At 72.2% G+C, this 18,599-nt stretch carries 18 protein-coding genes and 1 pseudogene; 13 read left to right on the top strand and 6 right to left on the bottom strand.

What is annotated here, in order from left to right:
- From K7C98_RS21590 to K7C98_RS21560, 7 genes and pseudogenes are all read left to right on the top strand, one after another.
- Positions 1–1,206 (top strand): annotated as a pseudogene (locus K7C98_RS21590) (hypothetical protein); the annotation flags it as partial.
- Positions 1,203–2,174, top strand: a complete 972-nt coding sequence (locus tag K7C98_RS21585; protein ID WP_224193601.1) for an N-formylglutamate amidohydrolase — start codon at positions 1,203–1,205, stop codon at positions 2,172–2,174. The pseudogene K7C98_RS21590 and the gene K7C98_RS21585, both read left to right, overlap by 4 nt.
- Before the next feature lie 99 nt (positions 2,175–2,273).
- On the top strand, positions 2,274–2,942 hold the full coding sequence (locus tag K7C98_RS21580; protein WP_224193600.1) for a hypothetical protein: 669 nt from the start codon (positions 2,274–2,276) through the stop codon (positions 2,940–2,942).
- A 25-nt stretch (positions 2,943–2,967) separates the two neighbouring features.
- Positions 2,968–3,960 (top strand): hypothetical protein, encoded by a 993-nt coding sequence (locus tag K7C98_RS21575; RefSeq protein WP_224193599.1) that lies wholly within the window; start codon positions 2,968–2,970, stop codon positions 3,958–3,960.
- Positions 3,961–4,105: 145 nt separating this feature from the next.
- Complete coding sequence (locus tag K7C98_RS21570) at positions 4,106–5,569, top strand: B12-binding domain-containing radical SAM protein (protein WP_224193598.1); 1,464 nt, start codon at positions 4,106–4,108, stop codon at positions 5,567–5,569.
- Positions 5,570–5,657: 88 nt separating this feature from the next.
- Complete coding sequence (locus K7C98_RS21565; RefSeq protein WP_224193597.1) at positions 5,658–7,100, top strand: L,D-transpeptidase; 1,443 nt, start codon at positions 5,658–5,660, stop codon at positions 7,098–7,100.
- A 59-nt stretch (positions 7,101–7,159) separates the two neighbouring features.
- Positions 7,160–8,209, top strand: a complete 1,050-nt coding sequence (locus K7C98_RS21560; RefSeq protein WP_224193596.1) for a hypothetical protein — start codon at positions 7,160–7,162, stop codon at positions 8,207–8,209.
- A gap of 94 nt (positions 8,210–8,303) precedes the next feature.
- Here the strand turns inward: K7C98_RS21560 and alr are convergent, their stop codons facing one another.
- Positions 8,304–9,515, bottom strand: coding sequence for an alanine racemase (gene alr, locus K7C98_RS21555; protein ID WP_224193595.1), 1,212 nt, complete (start codon positions 9,513–9,515; stop codon positions 8,304–8,306).
- Between the two features lie 45 nt (positions 9,516–9,560).
- Entirely contained in the window at positions 9,561–10,157 is a 597-nt protein-coding gene (locus K7C98_RS21550) for a Crp/Fnr family transcriptional regulator (RefSeq protein ID WP_224193594.1), read from the bottom strand.
- A 358-nt stretch (positions 10,158–10,515) separates the two neighbouring features.
- Between K7C98_RS21550 and thiS the strand changes: the two genes are divergently transcribed.
- The 5 genes from thiS to hemC all read left to right on the top strand — a co-directional run bounded on the left by thiS (position 10,516) and on the right by hemC (position 14,308).
- Positions 10,516–10,719, top strand: a complete 204-nt coding sequence (gene thiS / locus K7C98_RS21545; protein ID WP_267684119.1) for a sulfur carrier protein ThiS — start codon at positions 10,516–10,518, stop codon at positions 10,717–10,719.
- A 1-nt stretch (position 10,720) separates the two neighbouring features.
- Positions 10,721–11,497 carry a thiazole synthase gene (locus K7C98_RS21540; protein ID WP_224193593.1) on the top strand — a complete coding sequence of 259 codons (777 nt, stop codon included), beginning with the start codon at positions 10,721–10,723 and terminating at the stop codon, positions 11,495–11,497.
- A gap of 3 nt (positions 11,498–11,500) precedes the next feature.
- Positions 11,501–12,184: a thiamine phosphate synthase gene (locus tag K7C98_RS21535; RefSeq protein ID WP_224193592.1), complete on the top strand. Its 684-nt coding sequence runs from the start codon at positions 11,501–11,503 to the stop codon at positions 12,182–12,184.
- Positions 12,156–13,016, top strand: coding sequence for a S26 family signal peptidase (locus K7C98_RS21530; protein ID WP_224193591.1), 861 nt, complete (start codon positions 12,156–12,158; stop codon positions 13,014–13,016). The genes K7C98_RS21535 and K7C98_RS21530 overlap by 29 nt, the downstream gene beginning before the upstream one ends.
- Positions 13,017–13,309: 293 nt before the next feature.
- Positions 13,310–14,308, top strand: a complete 999-nt coding sequence (gene hemC / locus K7C98_RS21525) for a hydroxymethylbilane synthase (protein WP_263429635.1) — start codon at positions 13,310–13,312, stop codon at positions 14,306–14,308.
- A 126-nt stretch (positions 14,309–14,434) separates the two neighbouring features.
- Here hemC and hemA read toward each other — a convergent pair whose 3' ends face one another.
- From hemA to K7C98_RS21510, 3 genes are read right to left on the bottom strand one after another with little or no spacing between them, the layout of a single operon-like run.
- The gene (gene hemA / locus K7C98_RS21520) at positions 14,435–15,772 is read right to left on the bottom strand and encodes a glutamyl-tRNA reductase (protein WP_224193590.1); all 1,338 of its coding nucleotides are present in this window, start codon (positions 15,770–15,772) and stop codon (positions 14,435–14,437) included.
- Complete coding sequence (gene ccsA / locus K7C98_RS21515) at positions 15,769–16,578, bottom strand: cytochrome c biogenesis protein CcsA (protein ID WP_224193589.1); 810 nt, start codon at positions 16,576–16,578, stop codon at positions 15,769–15,771. The genes hemA and ccsA overlap by 4 nt, the downstream gene beginning before the upstream one ends.
- 5 nt (positions 16,579–16,583) lie before the next feature.
- Positions 16,584–16,970 (bottom strand): hypothetical protein, encoded by a 387-nt coding sequence (locus K7C98_RS21510; protein WP_224193588.1) that lies wholly within the window; start codon positions 16,968–16,970, stop codon positions 16,584–16,586.
- A gap of 199 nt (positions 16,971–17,169) precedes the next feature.
- On the opposite strand from K7C98_RS21510, the gene trxA reads away from it, so the two are divergent.
- Complete coding sequence (gene trxA / locus K7C98_RS21505) at positions 17,170–17,499, top strand: thioredoxin (RefSeq protein WP_224193587.1); 330 nt, start codon at positions 17,170–17,172, stop codon at positions 17,497–17,499.
- 76 nt (positions 17,500–17,575) lie between these two features.
- Here the strand turns inward: trxA and K7C98_RS21500 are convergent, their stop codons facing one another.
- Positions 17,576–18,490: a class I SAM-dependent methyltransferase gene (locus K7C98_RS21500; RefSeq protein ID WP_224193586.1), complete on the bottom strand. Its 915-nt coding sequence runs from the start codon at positions 18,488–18,490 to the stop codon at positions 17,576–17,578.
- Positions 18,491–18,599 lie beyond the last annotated feature (109 nt).

Genomic DNA, 18,599 nt, shown 5'->3' with positions numbered 1-18,599 from the left:
CGGTTCTGGCCCGCGCGCCCCTACGACCACTACACCTTCCTCGTGCACGCCGCCGTCGGGGCCCGCGGCGGCCTCGAGCACCTCGCCGGCAGCGTCCTCGGCGTCGAGCCGGAGTCGTGGGCGCCGGCAGCGCGGCGCGTCGAGGCCGGCAACCGCGAACGCGACGACGACAGCGAGACCGGCGTCTACGATCTCCTCGAGCTCGCCAGCCACGAGCTGTTCCACGCCTGGAACGTCAAGCGCCTGCGCCCGCGTGCGCTCGGACCGTTCGACTACACCCGCGAGAACTACACCCGCGAGCTGTGGATCGCCGAGGGCTTCACCAGCTACTACGACGGCCTGCTCGTCCTGCGCAGCGGCGAGATCAGCGTCAAGGCGCACCTCCAGCGCCTCGCCGACTCGATCGCCCGCCTGCGCGACACCCCCGGTCGCCGCGTCCAGTCGCTCGAGGAGTCGAGCTTCGACGCATGGGTCAAGCTCTACCGCCCGCAGGACGACAGCCCCAACGCCTCGGTCAGCTACTACCTCAAGGGCAGCCTCGTCGCGTTGCTCCTCGACCTGTGGCTCCGCGAGCTCCGCCCCGACGGCAATGGCCTCGACGGCGTCCTCGCCGAGCTGTGGCGCCGCGGTCCGGGCAGCCTCGACACGCTCGGACCGTCGACCGCGAACACCTATTCTTATCCAGGCTTTACCTCGGAGGACCTCGCCCGGATCCTCGGTGAGCACAGCGGCCTGGGCGAGGTCCCCCGCGCCGTCCGCGCACTCTGGAACGAGCCGACCGACCTCGACTTCGGACCGCTCGCGTTGCTCGGCCTGCGTCTGTCCGAAAAGCCAGTCGGCCCCGGCCTCATCGAGCTCGGCTTCACGATCCAGGATCGAGGCGGCGCTCCATGGGTCGAATTCGTGCGCACCGATTCGCCGGCCGAGCGCGCCGGCCTCGCTCCCGGCGACGAGCTCCTGGCCGCTCGCCGCGTCGACGGCTCCTGGCTGCGCCTCCGCTCGGCCCGCGCTCCCCGCGTCTGGGATCACCTCCAGCCCGGCCTCCCCGCGGAGCTCCTGGTCAGCCGCCGCGAGCGCGTCCTGACGATCCCGGTCGCCTTCGCGGCCGCCCGCGGCGCGCCGCACATCGAGCGGATCGCCGACGCCGACTCGGCCGCCTGTGCGCGCTTCGAAGCCTGGTCGGGCCGGCGCTGGAGCGACCCGTGATCGAACCCGCGCTCGAGCAGCTCGGCGCCGAGGACGTCGGGCATCCGTCCGGGACGCCGCTGCCGTTCCGTTTCACCCCCGCCGAACGCATCACGCCGCTCGTCATCAGCCTGCCGCACGTCGGCCTCGCATGGCCGGCCGACGCCCCGCGAGCGCGGCCCGCCGTCGAGTTCGCGCGCAACGCCGATTACGAGGTGCACCTGCTCTACAGCCGCGCCGCCGCTCTCGGTGCCGCCGTCGTGCGGGCCGAGTACAGCCGGCTGCTCGTCGATCTCAACCGCGCCCCCGACGACGTCAGTTCCGAGTTGGTCCCCGACCACCCCGCGCCGCGTCCCGACCGCCGCGGCTGGTGCGGCCCCCAGGCCAGAAATCGCGGCGTCGTGTGGGGCAGCGCCGTCGGCAACATCCCGATCCTCGACCACCCGCTGTCGTACGCCGAGTTCGCGCAGCGCCTCAGCCGCTACTACCTCCCCTACCACCGCGCTCTGTCGGTGCTGCTGGCGCGCCGGCGGGCCCGCTTCGGCCACGCGATCCTGCTCGACGCCCACAGCATGCCGAGCAGCGTCCCCGGCGACCTGATCCTCGGCACCTACGAGGGCGGAGCCTGCAGCCCCGGCCTGCAGCAGCGCGCGCTCGCGGCGCTACGCGCGTCTGCGGACGGTCGGCAGGCGCTCTCCGTGCGTCTCAACGACCCCTATCGCGGCGGCGAACTCGTGCGCTCTTTCGGCAGACCGGAGGCCGGCCAGCACGCGTTGCAGCTCGAGGTGAATCGCGCGCTCTACATGGACGAGGCGCGGCCCGCCGTGTGGCCGGAGCTCGCCGCGTTCGCGTCGACCGCCGGAGCCGCGCCGATCCGTTCGACCCGTCCGCGCCTCGCCGCGCTGATCGACCGTGTGGAATCCCTCGTCCGCGCACTGGCGAGCGCGCAGACCGGCCTTGGACTCACCAGCGAAAGCGCCGCGCGGTGAACATCTTTCGCCGACGCACTTCTGCAAACCCTTGTATCGCTCCTGCCCGAGAGGCTAACATCGACCAACCGCTCTCGGCTCCGTTGAAGGAGAGGCACCGTGGCTGCACCAAAGAAGACCACATCCGGCAACGCCGATGCGTTTGACGACCTGCTCGGCCAGCTCGTCGACGAGCTTGCAATGACTCCGACCATGGTGCCGGAGCCCGAGCCTCCGCCACCGCCCCCAGCGCCGGAGCCGCCGCCGCAGCCCGAGACCTTCGCTGCGCCCGTGCACGAGCCGCCGCCCCCCCAGAAGCCGATCCTGGCGATCGCGCTCGGAGGCGGTGTCGCTGTCGCCGGCATCGCGGTCGCGCTGGCGATGATCTTGAAGAAGCCCGAGCCGCCGCCGCCACCTCCGGCGCCCGCGAAGGTCGAGACCCCGGCGCCCACGCCGCCGGTTCAACCTGCCCCGACGGCCATGCCCAATCAGCCAGGTCAGCCGAACGTGGCCGGCCAGCCGAACATGCCCGGTCAGCCGCTCCCCGGCCAGCCGAACGTGCCTGGGCAGCCTGGCGTGGTCCAACCGGTCGATCCCAACGCGCCGACCCAGCCCGGCGTCACGCCCGGGACGCCCGACCCGAACGCCGCTGGCACGCCTGACACCGAGCCGAAGAAGACGCCGAAGAAGACGATCAAGAAGTCCGGCGGCAGCGGCGGCGGTGGTGGCGGTGGTGCCAAGAAGACCGAGCCCAAGAAGAAGAGCGAAGTCGCCGACCCCTTCGGCTGAGCCACACGAGAGAAACGACCCGCCCATGTCGATCCTGCGCGTCTCGCTGTCCGCCCTCCTCTGCACCACTCTCGCGCTGCCCACCTCCGTCGCCTGGGCTGGTCCGCCGCCGCCTCCGCCGGGGTCCCAGTCCGACGCACCGCCCGACCCGAGCACGCTGTCCCAGGACGAGCGCCTCAACTGGGCCAAGAAGCTGTTCGGCGAGGCCAAGGCCGCCCACGACCGCGAAGATTTCTACAACTCGGTCATCAAGTTCGAGCAGGCCTACAACTTCGCGCCCGACAAGCACATCTTCGCCTTCAACATCGGCCAGGACGCCTGGGAGCTGAAGGACTGCGCGCGCGTCAAGCAGTACCTCGAGCTGTTCCTGGTCAAGGAGCAGAACAACGCCGACCTGCGCAAGAAGGCGCAGGAGCTGCTGCAGAAGGCCGAGAACAACCCCGAGTGCGTCACCGGCGGCCCGGCTCCGACCACGACCACGACGACCACCACCAACAACAACAACAACTCCTCGTCGCGCCCGGCGACCGACGAAGAGGACCCGCTGCTGGAGAAGCGCAAGAACGGCGGCAGCAGCGGCGGCGGTGAAGAGGACGACACCCCGAAGAAGCGCGGCGTCTCCGGCCTGTTCATCGGCGGCGTGGTCCTCGCCGTGCTCGGCGTCGGCGCCGTCGGCGGCGGCATCGGCACCCTCGCGGCCGCCAAGAACAAGGCCAGCGGCATCGAGGAGGCCGCGGCGCCCGGCTCGATGATCAGCACCTTCCCACAGGGTCAGTACACCAGCGACGTCGACGACGACTTCAACTCGCTAAAGACCCTCAACCTCGTCACGCCGATCCTGATCGCGGCGGGCGGCGCGCTGCTCGTCGGTGGCATCGCCATGATCGCCATCGATCGCACCAACAAGAAGAAGGGCAAGGGCTTCTACGCCGGCAAGAAGCGGCTCGAGGTCACCGGCCTCGGCGCGGCGCCCCTGCCCGGCGGCGGCGCTGCCGGCTCCTTCGCGCTCCGCTTCTAGTCGATCGGCGCGCTAGACTTCACGCATGGCCGTGAGCGACGAGCGAGCCCTTCTACGGGCTCGTCTAAACCGTGAGATCGGGACTCTGGGCGTGGGGCGACCTTCCGAGGTCGCCTTCGCCTATCCAAGCCCCTATCGCGCGGGCATGTCGAGCCTCGGCTATCAGACGCTCTATCGCCTCCTGCACGAGCTGCAGATCGGCGCCCACCGGGCCTTCTTGCCGGACGCGTGGGAGCCGATGGCGCTGCCCTGGCCGCAGCCGCGGCGCCCGATCCTCACCTACGAGGGCGAGCGCCCGCTGTCGTCCTATCGGGTCGTCGCCATCTCGGTCGCCTACGAGCTCGAGCTCGCCGGCCTCGTCCGCCTGCTCGAAGGGTCAGGTATCCCGGTGCTGGCCGCCGAGCGGCGCGAGCACGATCCGATCCTCGTCTTCGGCGGCCCCCTCACCTTCTCCAACCCCAGCAGCCTGCTGCCCTTCGCCGATCTCTTGATCGCCGGCGAGGCCGAGGACGTGCTGCCCGAGGCCATCGAGCGGCTGCTCGCCCACCGCAAGCGCGAGCCGGCGATCGCCGCCGCGGCCGAGCTGCCGCACACCATCACCGGCGAGCTCGCGCCCGGCCTGTTCCACGAATTGCCGGAGCCGGCGCGCGCCAGCAAGGGCCGCGTCCCGGCCTACTCCGCGATCCTGACGCCCGACACCGAGCTCGCCGACATGTTCCTGGTCGAGCCCGAGCGCGGCTGCTCGCGCCAGTGTGCCTTCTGCGTCATGCGGATCCAGCCTGGCGGCGGCATGCGTCTGGTCGAGATCGATCGCGTCCTCGACCTCGTCCCCGAGCAGGCGCGCAAGGTCGGTCTGGTCGGCGCGGCCGTCACCGATCACCCCGACCTCGAGCCGCTGGTCGCCAGCCTCGTCGAATCTGGCCGATCGGTCAGCATCTCCAGCCTCCGCGCCGACCGCCTCACCCCCACCTTCCTGCGCGACATGCAGCGCAGCGGGCACCGCACCATCACCGTCGCCTCCGACGGCATCAGCGAGCGCATGCGCCTGCTGCTCGATCGCAAGATCAAGGAAGAGCACCTGCTGCGCGCCGCCAAGCTCGTACACGAGCACGGCTTCCACCGCCTCAAGGTCTACGAGATGATCGGCGCCCCCGGCGAGACCGACGCCGACGTCGACGAGCTCGTCCGTTTCGCCCGCGAGCTGGCCGGTATCGGTCGCCTCGCGCTGACCTTCTCGACCTTCGTCGCCAAGCGCAACACCCCGCTCGACGGCCAGGCGTTCCTCGGCGTCAAGGCAGCCGAGGAGCGCCTGCGACGGATCCGCAGCGGCCTCGGCGGCAAGGTCGAGATCCGGCCGCAATCGCCGCGCTGGGCCCACATCGAGTACTTCCTGGCCCAGCGCGGACCTGACGCCGGCCACGCCGCGATCAAGGCCGTGCGGGCCGGCGCGCGCTACGCCGACTGGATCCGTGCGTTCGAGGACACCCCCGTCCTCGCCCGTCCGCTCAAGTTCGGCGACGAGGAAGCCTGGGCGCGGCGGCGCGGCAAGGCGGCCGAGCGGCGCAACAAGTTCCCGCTGCCTGTCCTTGCCGCCAGCTCCGGCTCGTGAGCCGCTCGCGGCCGCGCTGAAATACCGGGACCCCCTCGCGCGTGGACGACTTTGCGGCCGCCTCGCGCGGCCGTGGTAGCGTCTCGCCGTGCAGCTCCTCGTCGCCTGGACCGTCCTCCGCACCTTCGCCGCGCTCGGCCGTCTCGAGCCTGTCGACGAGGCGCGCGAGGGCATCAAGGTCGACGAAGCGCCCGTAGCGATCGTCGAGACCCACTGGATGGAGACCGGCATCCGCACCCGTCCGTGGTCGCCGAGCAAGCGGATCGCCACCATGGCCAAAGGGACACGTTTGCTCGTGCGCGGCCAGGTCGCCAGCCGCGACAACAACGGCTGCAAGGGCAAGCCGTGGTACGCCGTCTACCCGTTCGGCTACGTCTGCTCCGAGCACGTGCGGCCCGGACGCGAGCCGCCCGCCACCGGCCACGCCCTCGCCGAGCGCATGCGCGGCGATCGACGCCTCCCCTACGACTACACCAAGGTCCGCGAGGACGGCGCGCAGATGTATCGGGGCGTCGACGCCGTGCGCGCCGGCGTGGCCGCGCGAAGCCTGAGCCAGGGCATGAACCTCGCCGTCGCGCGCACCCTCGAGGTCGACGGCGCCGCCTACGTCGAGACCGTCGACGGCCAGCTCGTCAGCAAGTCGGCCATCGGCTGGCTCGGTCAGGGCTCGGCCTGGCAGGGCGTCCTCGTCGACAGCGCCGCCGCGATCGGCCCCGCCTTCGCCTGGGCCTCGCGCGACAAGGTCCCCGTGCTCGCCGACGCCGACCCCAAGGCCGCGCAGGTCGGCCTGCTCGCCCTGCGCGAGCGCGTCCCCCTGCTCGAAGAGACAGGTGAGGCCGACCCCGACCGCTGGTGGAAGATCGGCGAGGGCCGCTATGTCCAGGCCAAGCACCTCAACGAGGTCGTCTTCACCGCCATCCCGGAGGGCGCCCTGCGCGACAACCGGCTCGCCAGCGGCGACGACCAGTGGATCGACGTCGACCTCGGCGAGCAGGTCCTCGTCGCCTACCGCGGCGCCACTCCGGTCTACGCCACCCTCGTCAGCTCGGGCAAGGGCTCGCCGACGCCGAAGGGCAACTACCCGATCTGGGCCAAGGTCGCCAGCATGACCATGGCCAACCAGGACTACGAGGACAACCCGTACATGGTCGAACATGTCCCTTGGGTCATGCTCTTCCAGGGTCACAACGCCCTCCACGGCGCCTACTGGCACGACCAGTTCGGCAAGCGGCGCAGCCACGGCTGCGTCAATTTGGCGCCCCGGGACGCGCGCTGGCTGTTCGAGTGGGTCGCCCCGGCGCTGCCCGCCGGGTGGACCGGCTTCCTGCCGGCCGATCTCGAGCGCAGCGTCGTCGTCCACGTCCGCGACTCGAGCCTCCCGCCCGACCAGGCCTTCTTTCAGGAGCGGCCGATCGGCCCGCCCGACCCGGAGGAAGAGAAGCGCAAGCAGGAGGAGGCCGACGAGCGGCGAGCCGAGGCCGCCGCCGCCCAGCCCGCGGACCTCGTCCCTGCAGCGGCCGCGGGCGGCTGAAGCTGCGGCGGATCGGCGCCGGTTGACCGTGCGACGCGCGGCCGCGTATGTTCCCGGCCATGGCCTCTGCCCGTCGCTGGCTCCTCGCTGTTCTCCTCTGCGCCGCCCCGTCGCTGCCCGGATGCAAGACCGGCCCGGGCCTCACCAGGGTGGAAGCGCCCGCCGAGGGCATCAGCCTGCGCTACGACCTCGCCCCCGGTCAGGTCTATCAGGGCAGCGTGCGCCGCAGCGCCACGATCCGCGCCGCCAGCAGCGCCACCAGCTCGTCGCAGAGCTTCAGCTTCGACCTCACGCTGACCGTCCGCGGGCCCGACGAGACGCACGGAGGCACCGCCGTGACCGCGCGCTTCAGCGCCGTCTCGGTCAAGTGGAGCCTCCCGCCGAGCTTCCCGGTCAGCGTCGCCGAGTTCAACCGCACCGCCAGCCAGCAGCTCCAGGGCCTCGAGGTCGACTTCAACGTCGACGACACCGGCAAGATCCTCCACATGCCCGAGCTCCCCGAGGACCTCTCGGCCGAGCTGCGCGTCGTCCTCCAGCAGGCGCTGGACGCCCTCGAGACCGCCTTCCTCACCGTCCCCGCGCACCCGCTCAAGGCCGGCGACACCTGGAAGGACGACAAGAAGCGCGGCCGCAAGGGCAAGCTCGGCCGCTACACCGAGGGCACCGTCACCAGCAAGGTCGACGGCTTCTACAAGACCGGCGAGCCGCCGATCACCGTCGCCCGGCTCATCACCGACACGGACGAGACCGAGATCACGACCACCTCGAGCGGCAGCCACGAGGTCAAGAAGCAGTCGACGATCACCGCCCTGTTCGCCACCGAGCAGCGCTACCTCTACAGCTACACCAACGAGGAGCAGATCTTCGACGCCGGCAAGACCAACACCTTCGCCAAGACCGAGGTGAACTGGTCCAAGCCCGTCAGCCAGACCGGAGCCGCGCCGGCCGCCAAGGTGCAGGACATCAGCGACCCCTGCCACCCCGACTACGTTGGCGCCGAGGAGTGCGCCAGCGAGGCCGCGGAGCCCGCCCCGCCCGCCGACGGCGAGCCGCCCGCCAGCAGCCAGCCGCCCACCACCTCCGCCCCGCCGCCCGCCGGCAGGAGCTGAGCGCGCCGCGGCTCGCGTGAAGGGACATGCCCGCAAGGGCATGTCCCTTCGTCATTGTCCCTTCCGACATGTCCCCGGCGACATGTCCTCTTCGTCACCCGCGCCGCGGCACCCGCTTCGAGATCCCGCAGCAGATCTCGTACGGGATCACGTCGGCCCAGGCCGCCAGCTCGTAGATGCTGACGCGGTCGCGGCCCTGGGCCCCGAGCAGCGTCACCCGCTCGCCCTCGCGGGCGTCGGGCAGGTCGGTCACGTCGATCATCGACACGTCCATCGTGATGTTGCCGACCACCCGGCAGCGATGGCCGCGGACCAACACCTGCGCCTGCCCGCTCATTCGCCGCGGGTAGCCGTCGGCGTAGCCGACCGGCACGATGCCGAGCCGCGACGGCCGCGACAGCTCCATGCGGTGCCCGTACGACACGCGCGCGCCCGCCGGCAGCTCGCGGATCCCGAGGATCCGCGAGTGCACGCTCATCGCCATGCGCAGGCCCGGCAGCTCGACCTCGCGGCTCGACGCCGCCCCGTACATCGCCACCCCCGGGCGCACCATGTCGAAGTGCGCGTGCGGCAGGCGGACCAGCCCCGCGCTGTTGCACACGTGGCGGATCGGCGGGTGGAACCCGCGGCTGGCCAGCGCGGCCAGGCTGTCGCGGAACGACTCGAGCTGGCGCGGGCTCGTGTCGTCGTCGCCCTCGTCGGCGCACGCGAAGTGGGTCATCACCCCTTCGAGCCGCACGTGCTGCCCGTCGTCGCCCTCGAGCCAGTCGAGGAACTCCGGCAGCTGGCCCGGCAGCGCGCCGAGGCGCGACATCCCGGTGTCGATCTTCAAGTGGATCGGCAGCGGCGGCGCGCCGCTGCGACGCACCGCCGCCGTGAGCAGCTGCAGGTGCTCGCGCGCCCACACCACCGGCGTCAGCGAGCGGTGCACGATCACGTCCTCGGAGCCCGGATGGACCCCGCCGAGCACCAGCACCGGCGCCCGGAGCTCCGCCTGGCGCAGCTCCACGCCCTCCTCGACCAGGCTGACCGCGCAGCCCCACGCGCCGGCGTCGACGAACGTGCGGGCCGCATCGATCGCGCCGTGGCCGTAGCCGTCGGCCTTGACGACGGCGAGCACGCGGCAGCGCGGACCGACGTGGGCCTGGATCGTGCGCAGGTTGTGGATCATCGCCCCGGTGTCGACATACGCATAAGTCGGCCGGACTTCGATGATCGGAGCTTGCCTGCGGTCGGCGATCCGACGTTCAGGCCCGGAATAACGCACGGGCCCGAAGGTAGCACGTGGTGTCGGAGAAGTTGGCATCGGGCGCGTCCCCCAACGCGACCGGCCCCGCCGACATTCCGCGGCTCAAGTCGTCTCGTTGACCAGGCTGTCGTTGAGGATCATGCGCCGGCCGCTGCCGCTGACCAGGCCGTTGCGGGCCATCGCGCTGAGCGTGCGCGACACGGTCTCGCGACAGGAGCCGACCATGCGCGCGAGCTCCGACTGCGTCGGCACCGGCGCGAGGATCCACCCGGCGCTCGCCGGGTTGCGGCGGCCCTGGCGGCGCGCGAGGCGAGCCAGCGTGCGGCGCAGCCGCTGCTCCACGTCACACAGCGCCAGGCCGCTGGCCACGGCCTCGACCTCGCGGAGCTTCTCGTACTGCAGCCGCATCAAGCGGACCACGGTCTCGGGCTCGCGGCGCAGGTGCTCGCTCAGCGCCTCGCCGGGGATCCGGAGCATCTCGCTCTGGACCGCGGCCACGGCGGTGGTCGACATCACCATCCCGGGCATCGCGCAGTTCTCGCCGAACACTTCACCGGGCCCGAGACTCGACAGGATCAGGTCGCGGTTGCCGTCGACGGCGCGGACGAGGTTGATGCGCCCGCGGAGCACGATATAGAGGCCATCAGCGGGCTGCCCGTCGTGGCAGAGGATGCTGGCGGGCGTCTTCCGGACTCGCACAGCCGTGCGGCCCAGCACCTCCAGTTCCGCGGGGCGGGCAGCGGTGAAGGGCTCGACGCAGGACAAGATATCCTGGGCTTCCATGCGCTCCAGGGGGATGCTAGGGCGGCGGGATTCCGACTCAACGTGCATGCTTGTGGGGGTGAGCACAAAGCGGGCCAAACGCCGGCACGGCGCGTCAAACGCCTAACTCGTTGATTTTCCAGCCGTCTTCCAAAAATACGGCGATCATCGCGCCCCTGGAGACCTGTTGCACGATCGCCACAGGTGAGTGAATTGGGCAACGCTGTGATCCATGTCGTGCCGGCGCACATGGCGCGAGCTCGTCCTACCCCCTGTTCGGTGTACCTTTCCGCCCGTGCCGACGCTCGTGCTCAACGGTGAGCCTCACCCGTTCGCGCCCGGGACCACGGTCGCGGCGCTGGTCGCCTCGCTGGGCCTGGACCCGCGGCAGGTAGCCGTCGAACGCAACCGAGAGATCGTGCCGCGGGCCACTTACGAGCGGACCGAGCTGGTCGACGGTGATCGGCTCGAGGTCGTGACCTTCGTCGGCGGAGGCTGAATTGAGCAACACACAAGACACCTGGACCCTCGCCGGTCGGACCCTGACCTCGCGGCTCATCATCGGCACCGGCAAGTACAAGGACGCCGAGGAGACGCGCGCCTGCCTGGCCGCCAGCGGCGCCGAGATCGTCACCGTGGCCCTGCGCCGGGTCGACCTCAAGGCCAAGGACAACCTGCTGTCGTGGATCGACCGCGGCCGTTACACGCTGCTGCCGAACACCGCCGGCTGCTACACCGCCGACGACGCCGTCCGCACCCTGAGGCTGGCCCGCGAGCTCGGCATCGCCGACCTCGTCAAGCTCGAGGTCATCGGCGACCCGCGCACGCTCCTGCCCGACAACGAGGAGACGCTCAAGGCCGCCAAGATCCTCCTCGACGAGGGCTTCGTCGTCCTCCCGTACTGCACCGACGACCCGATCGTGTGCCGCAAGCTCGAGGCCATGGGCTGCGCCGCCGTCATGCCGCTCGCGGCGCCGATCGGCAGCGGCCTCGGGATCCGCAACCCGCACAACATCCGCCTCATCGTCGAGCAGGCCAAGATCCCCGTCGTCGTCGACGCCGGCGTCGGCACCGCCAGCGACGCCGCCATCGCCATGGAGCTCGGCTGCACCGCCGTGCTCATGAACACCGCCGTCGCCCAGGCCCAGGTCCCCGTCCTCATGGCCGAGGCCATGCGCGACGGCATCATCGCCGGGCGCAAGGCCTACCGCGCCGGTCGCATGCCGACGCGCATCATCGGCAGCGCCTCGAGCCCGACCGCCGGCATGATCGAGTGAGCGGTGACTCCGCCCTTCCGCCTCCTCGCCATCACCCCGCCGACCGGCCCCGTCGATCCCGACCTGGTCACGCGCTGGCGCGCCGGTGCGGGTGATTGCGCGCTCGCCGTGCTCCTGCGCGAGCCGGGAGCGGCGCCCGACGTCCTCCTCGACCCGGCCGGTCGCCTCGCCCCGCTCGTCCGCCGCTGCCGCGACCGCGCGATCCCGCTGCTCCTCGCCGTCGACCTCGCCCACGTCGCGCGTGCCGTCGAGCTCACCGGCATCGACGGCCTCCATCTCCGCGGCGACCCCTCGCTCGCCAGCCTCGCCGCCCTGCGCCCGCGCCTCCCCGGCCTGCTCGGACGGGCCGTCCACGGCGAACCGCGGCCCGGTCACCACCTCGTCGACTACACCCTCGTCGCCCCGGTCTTCCCCCCGACCACCGCCCAGCCCGGCGCCCCGCTCGGTAGCAAGCGCCCGCTCGGTCTCGCCGGCCTGCGCGCCTGGACCGCGGACCCCGCCGCCTGCATCGTCGCCCTCGGCGGCGTCGGCCCCGAGACCGCCCGCGACTGTCTCGCCGCGGGGGCGCGAGCCCTCGCCGGGATCGGCGTCTTCTTTGGTCCGCCGGGACGGGTCGAGCAAGATGTCGCCGCGCTGAGCGAACAGCTCCGCGCCTGGCATGTTCTTCCGCCGCCAACCAGAGCCTGACGACTACGCCTCGCCGCCGGACCGCACCTGGCCGACGCGGCTCGCCTGGTGCGTCCTCGTCGGCGGCGCCGCGCTGCTGGTCCTGCGTTGCAGCTTCGCCACGGTCGTCGAGATCCACGGCGACGGCATGGCGCCCAACCTCCGCAGCGGCGACCACGTCCTGTTCGTGCGCGGCACCTGGGGCCTCGACCGCGGCGACCTCGTCGTCTACGACCCCACGCCGCCCCCGCCGCCGCCGGCGCCCGAGCCCGTGCAGGAGCTCCCCGGCGCTCGGCCCGAGCCCGACGCGCGCCCGCGGGTCTCCGGCACCCGCGATCGCCTGCGCAACACCGCCGTCGTCGACGCCAAGGAGCTCGGCCTCGACGACGAGTGGGAGAAGGTCCAGCGGCGCAGCGGCGTCGCCGGTCGTCCCCCGCCGCGCAGCTTGCGGGTCGCGCGGATCCTCGCCCTCCCCGGCGACACCGTCACCTTCGGCGATCCGCGCGGCGCGCTCGGCCTCGCCATCAACGGCGAGCCGCTCGCGCACAAGCCCGGCGACGGCCCCGGCGAGGCCGGCGCGCGCCCCACCTCCTTCGAGATCATCGACGACCGCCGCTACCAGGTCCTGGCCAGCACCGCCGGTCCCGACGCCTGGCCCGGCATGGGCGTCCCCGCCGACGGCGGCCCCTACGAGATGCCCGCCGACGGCTACCTGCTCGTCGCCGACAACCGCGACGAGGGCGCCTGCTGCGACTCGCGGGCGATCGGCTGGGTCGACACCGACCAGCTGCGCGGCGAGATCGTCCTCCGCCTCGGCGGCGCCCCCGACGACCCTCCGGCCGCCAAGCCCTGAAGGACATGTTCTCCAGAGCATGTGTCCATGCACATGCTCTTCACGACATGCCCTTCACGACATGTCCCGCTCGTCACTCACCTCGGTGAGCCTCGGGTCGCATATCTCCTCGTCGCGCCGGCCCCGTCGCCGCGATTGCGCCCGGCACCACGGCCCGATCAGCCCGCTCGCCCCGGCAGGCCGGGCCGGCCCCGCGTCGGTCAGCGCCGCGGCGGCCCGCCCGCCCGTGCAACGCACACAGCGCGTTCGCAGTGGCGCCCCAACGAGCGCCGGGGCTATCATTCGCGGCGCGCATGACCACCTCGACCGGCCCCGACCTCGAACGTCCGCTGCGGATCGGCACCCGCGCCTCCGAGCTCGCGCTGTGGCAGGCGCACCACATCCGCGACCGGCTCCGCGCCGTGTGGGGCGACGCCCTCGTCGTCGAGCTCGTGCACATCACCACCGAGGGCGACCGGATCCAGGACCGTCCGCTCAACCAGATCGGCGGCAAGGGCCTGTTCGTCAACGCGATCGAGGAGCGGCTCGCCGGCGGCGACGTCGACCTCGCCGTCCACAGCATGAAGGACCTGCCGGGGCACCTGCACCCGGGGCTCGCCATCGTCTGCACCCCGCCGCGCGAGGACGCCCGCGACGCCCTGGTCCTCGGGCCCGCGCTGCGCACCGCTCTCTGTCCCGAGGGACATGCCCCGAGCGACCTGTCCCTGCAGTCCTTGCCGGCCGGAGCCACGCTCGGCACCACCAGCCTGCGCCGCGGCGCGCTGGCCCTGCGCCTCAACCCCGGCCTGCAGATCCGCCCGCTGCGCGGCAACGTGCCCACGCGCCTGCGCAAGCTCGACGCCGGCGACTACGACGCGATCTTGCTGGCCACCGCCGGCCTCGTGCGCCTCGGGCTGGCCGACCGGATCGACGCGCGGCTCGATCCGGAGCAGTTCTGCCCCGCCGCCTGTCAGGGGATCCTCGCGCTCGAGAGCCGCGCCGACGACGACCGCGTGCGCGCGCTCGTGGCCCCGCTCGGCGACGAGCGGGCCGCGACCGTGGCCGCCGCCGAGCGGGCCTTCCTCGCCCGCCTCGACGGCGGGTGCCAGGTCCCCATGGGCTGTCACGCCGAGCTGCGCGACGAGCTCCTGCACGTCCGCGGCGTCGTCACGGACCCCGGCGGTCGCCCCTGCTTCACCGCCGCCCGCGTCGGCCCGCCCGCCGAGGCCGCCGAGCTCGGCACCGCCGTCGCCGAGCTCCTGCTCCGCCTCGGCGCCGACGCCGTCCTCGCCGCCCTCGCGCACAGGACCTGAGGAACATGCTCCCGGGAGCATGTCCTTCGCAACATGCCCGATCGAGCATGCCGTCGGGGACATCCTGCCCATGAGGTCGCCGGCCGCGCGAGCAACGGCGTGACCCGCCGCTCCGCGCGCCGCCGCTCACTCGCGCACGAGCTCGCGCTTCACCATCGACGCCGCCGACGCCTCGGCGACGGCCGTCGCCGACGGCACCTCGAGCCCGAACAGCTGCTGCACCGCGCCGGCCAGGTCGGCCTCGGCGCCCTCGCCGACGGCCGCCTGGCGCAGCGCCGCCATCGGCCGGTGCAGCAGCTTCTGCACGATCCCGTTGGCGAGCGCCTCGACCGCCTTCTGCTGCTCCGGCGCCAGCCCTTGCAGCTTCCCGCGCACGCGGGCCAGCTCCGCCTCGGCGATGCCGCGGGCGTGGTGCTGCAGCGCCTGCACGATCGGGCCGATCGAGCGCGCCCGCTGCCAGGCCACGAACTCGCCGACCTCTTCCTCCACCAGCGAGCCCGCGCGCTCCGCCTCGGCCGCGCGGGCGCGCATGTTGTCGTGCACGATCCCCTGCAGGTCGTCGATGTTGTAGAGGAACACCTGCTCGAGGCGCGCCACCTCCGGCTCGACGTCGCGGGGCACCGCGATGTCGACGAAGAAGATCGGCTTGCCGCGGCGCACCTTCATCACCGGCCGCAGCAGCGCGCGGTCGATCACCGGCCGCTGCGCCCCGGTGCTGGTCACGACGATGTCGGCGCGGCGGAGCTCCGCGTCGAGGCTGTCCCACGGCGCGTAGCGGGCGGTCAGCTCCTCGGCCAGCGCGCGCCCGCGGGCCTCGCTGCGGTTGACCACCGTCATCTCGGCCACGCCCGCCGCCTTGAGGTGGATGCCCGCCTGCGACGCCATCTCGCCGGCGCCGACCAGCAGCGCGCCGCTGCCGGTGAGTTCGCCGAAGATCGATCGCGCCAGGTCGACCGCGACCGAGGGCACGCTGGCCGCGCCGCGGGCCACCTCGGTCTCGCTGCGGACCCGCTTGGCCGCGCGGAAGGCCGTGCCGAGGCAGCGGTCGAGCACCCCGCCGACGGTGCCCTCGCGCTGGGCCAGCTCGAACGCGTCCTTCACCTGGCCGAGGATCTGCGGCTCGCCGACGACCATGCTCTCGAGGCTCGCCGCCACGCGACAGATGTGACTGGCCGCCGCTCGCTCGCCGCGGACGAACGTGTGCGCCACCAGCTCCGCCAGCGGCACCGCGCGCGTGTCGGCGAGCGCCTGCAGCACGCGCTCGCCGGCGCGGGCCCAGTGGGGCGCCACCGCGTAGACCTCGACGCGGTTGCAGGTCGACACGATCATCACCTCGCCGAGGCCCGCGCGCTCGCGCAGGGCCGACAGCGCGGCCGCGACGTCACCTGTCCCGAAGGCCAGGCGTTCGCGGAGCTCGACCGGCGCCGTCTTGTGGTTGAGGCCGACCGCGACGAGCTCCGTCATGCCCGCACCCCGTACCATACGAGTACGAGCAGCGTGCACGCGAACGCGGCCAGGGTCAGCAGCGCCGATTTGCGCCCGCGCACCCCCAGCGTCGCGCGCATCACCAGGATCGCCGCGCTGCACAGCCACGCCGCCGCCGCCATCAGCACCTCGATCCAGCGCCCGCCGATCGCCGCCACCCCGCCGGACTTCACCGTCCACAGCACCCCGGTGACGATCGTCAGCGTCAGCACCGGCGCCACCAGCATCACCGCATGGTAATGCAGGCGCTCGAGTCCGGTCAGAGACAGCCCGCCCGGCTGCGGTTTCCAGCGTTTCAGGCGCAGTCGGCGGTCCATGGTCAGGTAGAGCGCGGCGATGCCCGCCGCGATCGTGAAGCCGCCGAGGCCCGCGGTCGCCAGGCCGATGTGCGCCTTCGCCAGCGCGCCCGTCGGCGCCGGCAACGGGTCGTGGACACCGGTCGCGCCGAACATCACCCCGATCGACAGGCCGAGCAGGCCCACGGGCGCCACGATCGCGCCGAGCGTGCCCGCTCGCCGGATCCGCCCGACCACCAGCGCGCCGACCACGGCGATGAGCGCGCCGAAGCTGGTCGCCAGGAACACCGAGCCGAACGGATGTTCGCCGGCCACGCACTGTGCGCCGATGCACGCCACGTGCAGCGCCGCCGCGATCGCCAGCAGGATCGCCGCGCGGGTCTCGCGGTGCATGGCGTTCGCGTGCGCCTCGCCCGCGGGCGGATCGAGCGCGTACGCGAAGATCGCGGCGCCGTACGCGAGCGAGGCGAGGATGAAGAGGACGAGCATGCGAGCTAGTTGTCGGACGAGGTGCCGAGGCCCTCGATCTGCTGCATCAATCGGGTCCACGTCGGCCCGTCGAGGCGGACCTCGGCGCCGCGGGCGTCGACCACCGTGGCGATGAAGCCGGGCCGCACGGTGTACGCGTAGTCGCCCATCACGACCGAGCTCTCGTAGTGGTCGGCGCCCATCTGCGCCAGCTCCTGCGACGTCTTCACGCGCCCGACGACGTCATGAGGATCGGCCTCCCCGCCGTCGATGCGTTCGAACCACACCGCGGGGTTGATGAAGAGATCGACCGAGGGCGGACCCGACACGCGCAGGAGGTCTTGCTCGAGGGACACGGTCCCGGTCGAGAGCCAGGTGTCGACGAGGGTCTGAGCGACGAAGATCCGCGGCATGCCCGGCCAGGGTAGCCGCGCGCCCGAGGCCTCACAACCCTCGCAGGACCCTTGCGCCGCCGGGGGCCCGGCACCATGCTCTGGCCGGCCGACGCCGGGAGCGCCGCGCCGCCGCCGCGAGCGGCCCCTCCACTGCACGCCCGTCCAAGCCTGACTGCTTCACGGCCCTCTGGCCTGCACCTCACCCGCCCCAATCACCATGGCATCCGACAAGATCACCAACACCTCGGACCAAACCTTCAAGAACGACGTCCTCGACTCGCAGACCCCGGTCCTGGTCGACTTCTGGGCCACTTGGTGCGGTCCGTGCCGCGCGATCGCGCCCCACCTCGACGCCCTCGCCGGTGAGCTCGACGGCCAGGTCAAGATCGTCAAGCTCGACGTCGATCGCAACCAGAACACCGCCGTCGAGTACGGCGTCACCAACATCCCGACCCTGCTCCTGTTCAAGGACGGCAAGCTGGCCAACCGCATGGTCGGCGGCGGCTCGCGCGGCAAGATCGCCGAGTTCATCAAGACCGTCCTCTGAGCCCGCCGCGTTCCGCCGGTCTTTCAGGACAGGTCCTTTGGGACCTGTCCTTTTTTTCACCTCGCCGCGGCCGCGCTCACGGCTTGACGAACTTGAGCGTCATGCGGTCGCTCTCGCCGATGGCCACGTACTTGTCGCGGTCCTTGTCGCCGAGCTCGAGCGAGGGCGGCAGCGTCCACACGCCCTCCGCGTAGTCCTTGGTGTCCTTCGGGTTGGCGTTGATCTCCGAGCGCGCCTGCAGCTTGAAGCCGTACGACTCGATGCGGGCGACCACCCAGTCCTCGGGCAGGTAGCCGGTCTCGGCCGCCTTCTTGGGGTCGTCGACCGGGCCCGGCTTGCCGCGGTGGGCCTCGACGCCGAGGATCCCGCCGGGCTTGAGCGCCTTGAAGGCCGCGCCGTAGATCGCGCCGTCGATGTCGTCCTTGACCCACCCGTGGGTGTTGCGGAACGTGACGACCAGGTCGACCGAGCCCTCGGGCGCGAGCACCAGGGTGGTCGGATCGGTCACGGTCACCACCTCGACCTGGTCGTAGACCTCGGGCGCGCCCGCCAGCTTGTCCTTGAACTTGTTGGCGTTGCGGGTCTGGTAGGCGTCGGGCGGGCCGCTGGGGTCGAAGTTGGTGGTGATCAGCTTGCCGCTGTCGCGCAGCGTCGGCGCCAGGATCTCGGTGAACCAGCCGCCGCCGCCGGGCCACAGCTCGACCACCGTCATGTCCTTCTTCAGGCCGAAGAACAGCAGCGTCTCGAGCGGGTGGCGGTACTGGTCGCGCGCGCGGTTCTCGGCCGAGCGCTGCGGCCCGGCGATGGCCGCCTTGAGCGCCGCGACCGTCGCGGGATCGGCGTCACGGACGGCCGCGGCCGCGGGATCCTCGCCGCCGGGCGCCGGCGACTCCGCCGGCGTCTCCGTCGACTTGGAGGCGCAACCGAGAGGGACAAGCGAGGCGACCAGCGCGGTCAGCGAGAGGGAACGAAGAGCCGTGCGCAAGAGCATGCGCCGGGAACATACTCCACCGCACCGGCCCGGCCATCCGGCGCGCCACCGGTGAGCTGAGCCACGTCCCGCCGCCCCGCCGGTCCCCGCCGGCACCTTCCGAAGCCCG

The sequence above is a fragment of the Nannocystis pusilla genome, assembly GCF_020073745.1.
Taxonomy (GTDB): Bacteria; Myxococcota_A; Polyangia; order Nannocystales; family Nannocystaceae; genus Nannocystis; species Nannocystis radixulma.
The sequence above is the reverse complement of the archived record's forward strand: the minus strand, read 5'-3'. Positions and strand labels throughout refer to the sequence as shown.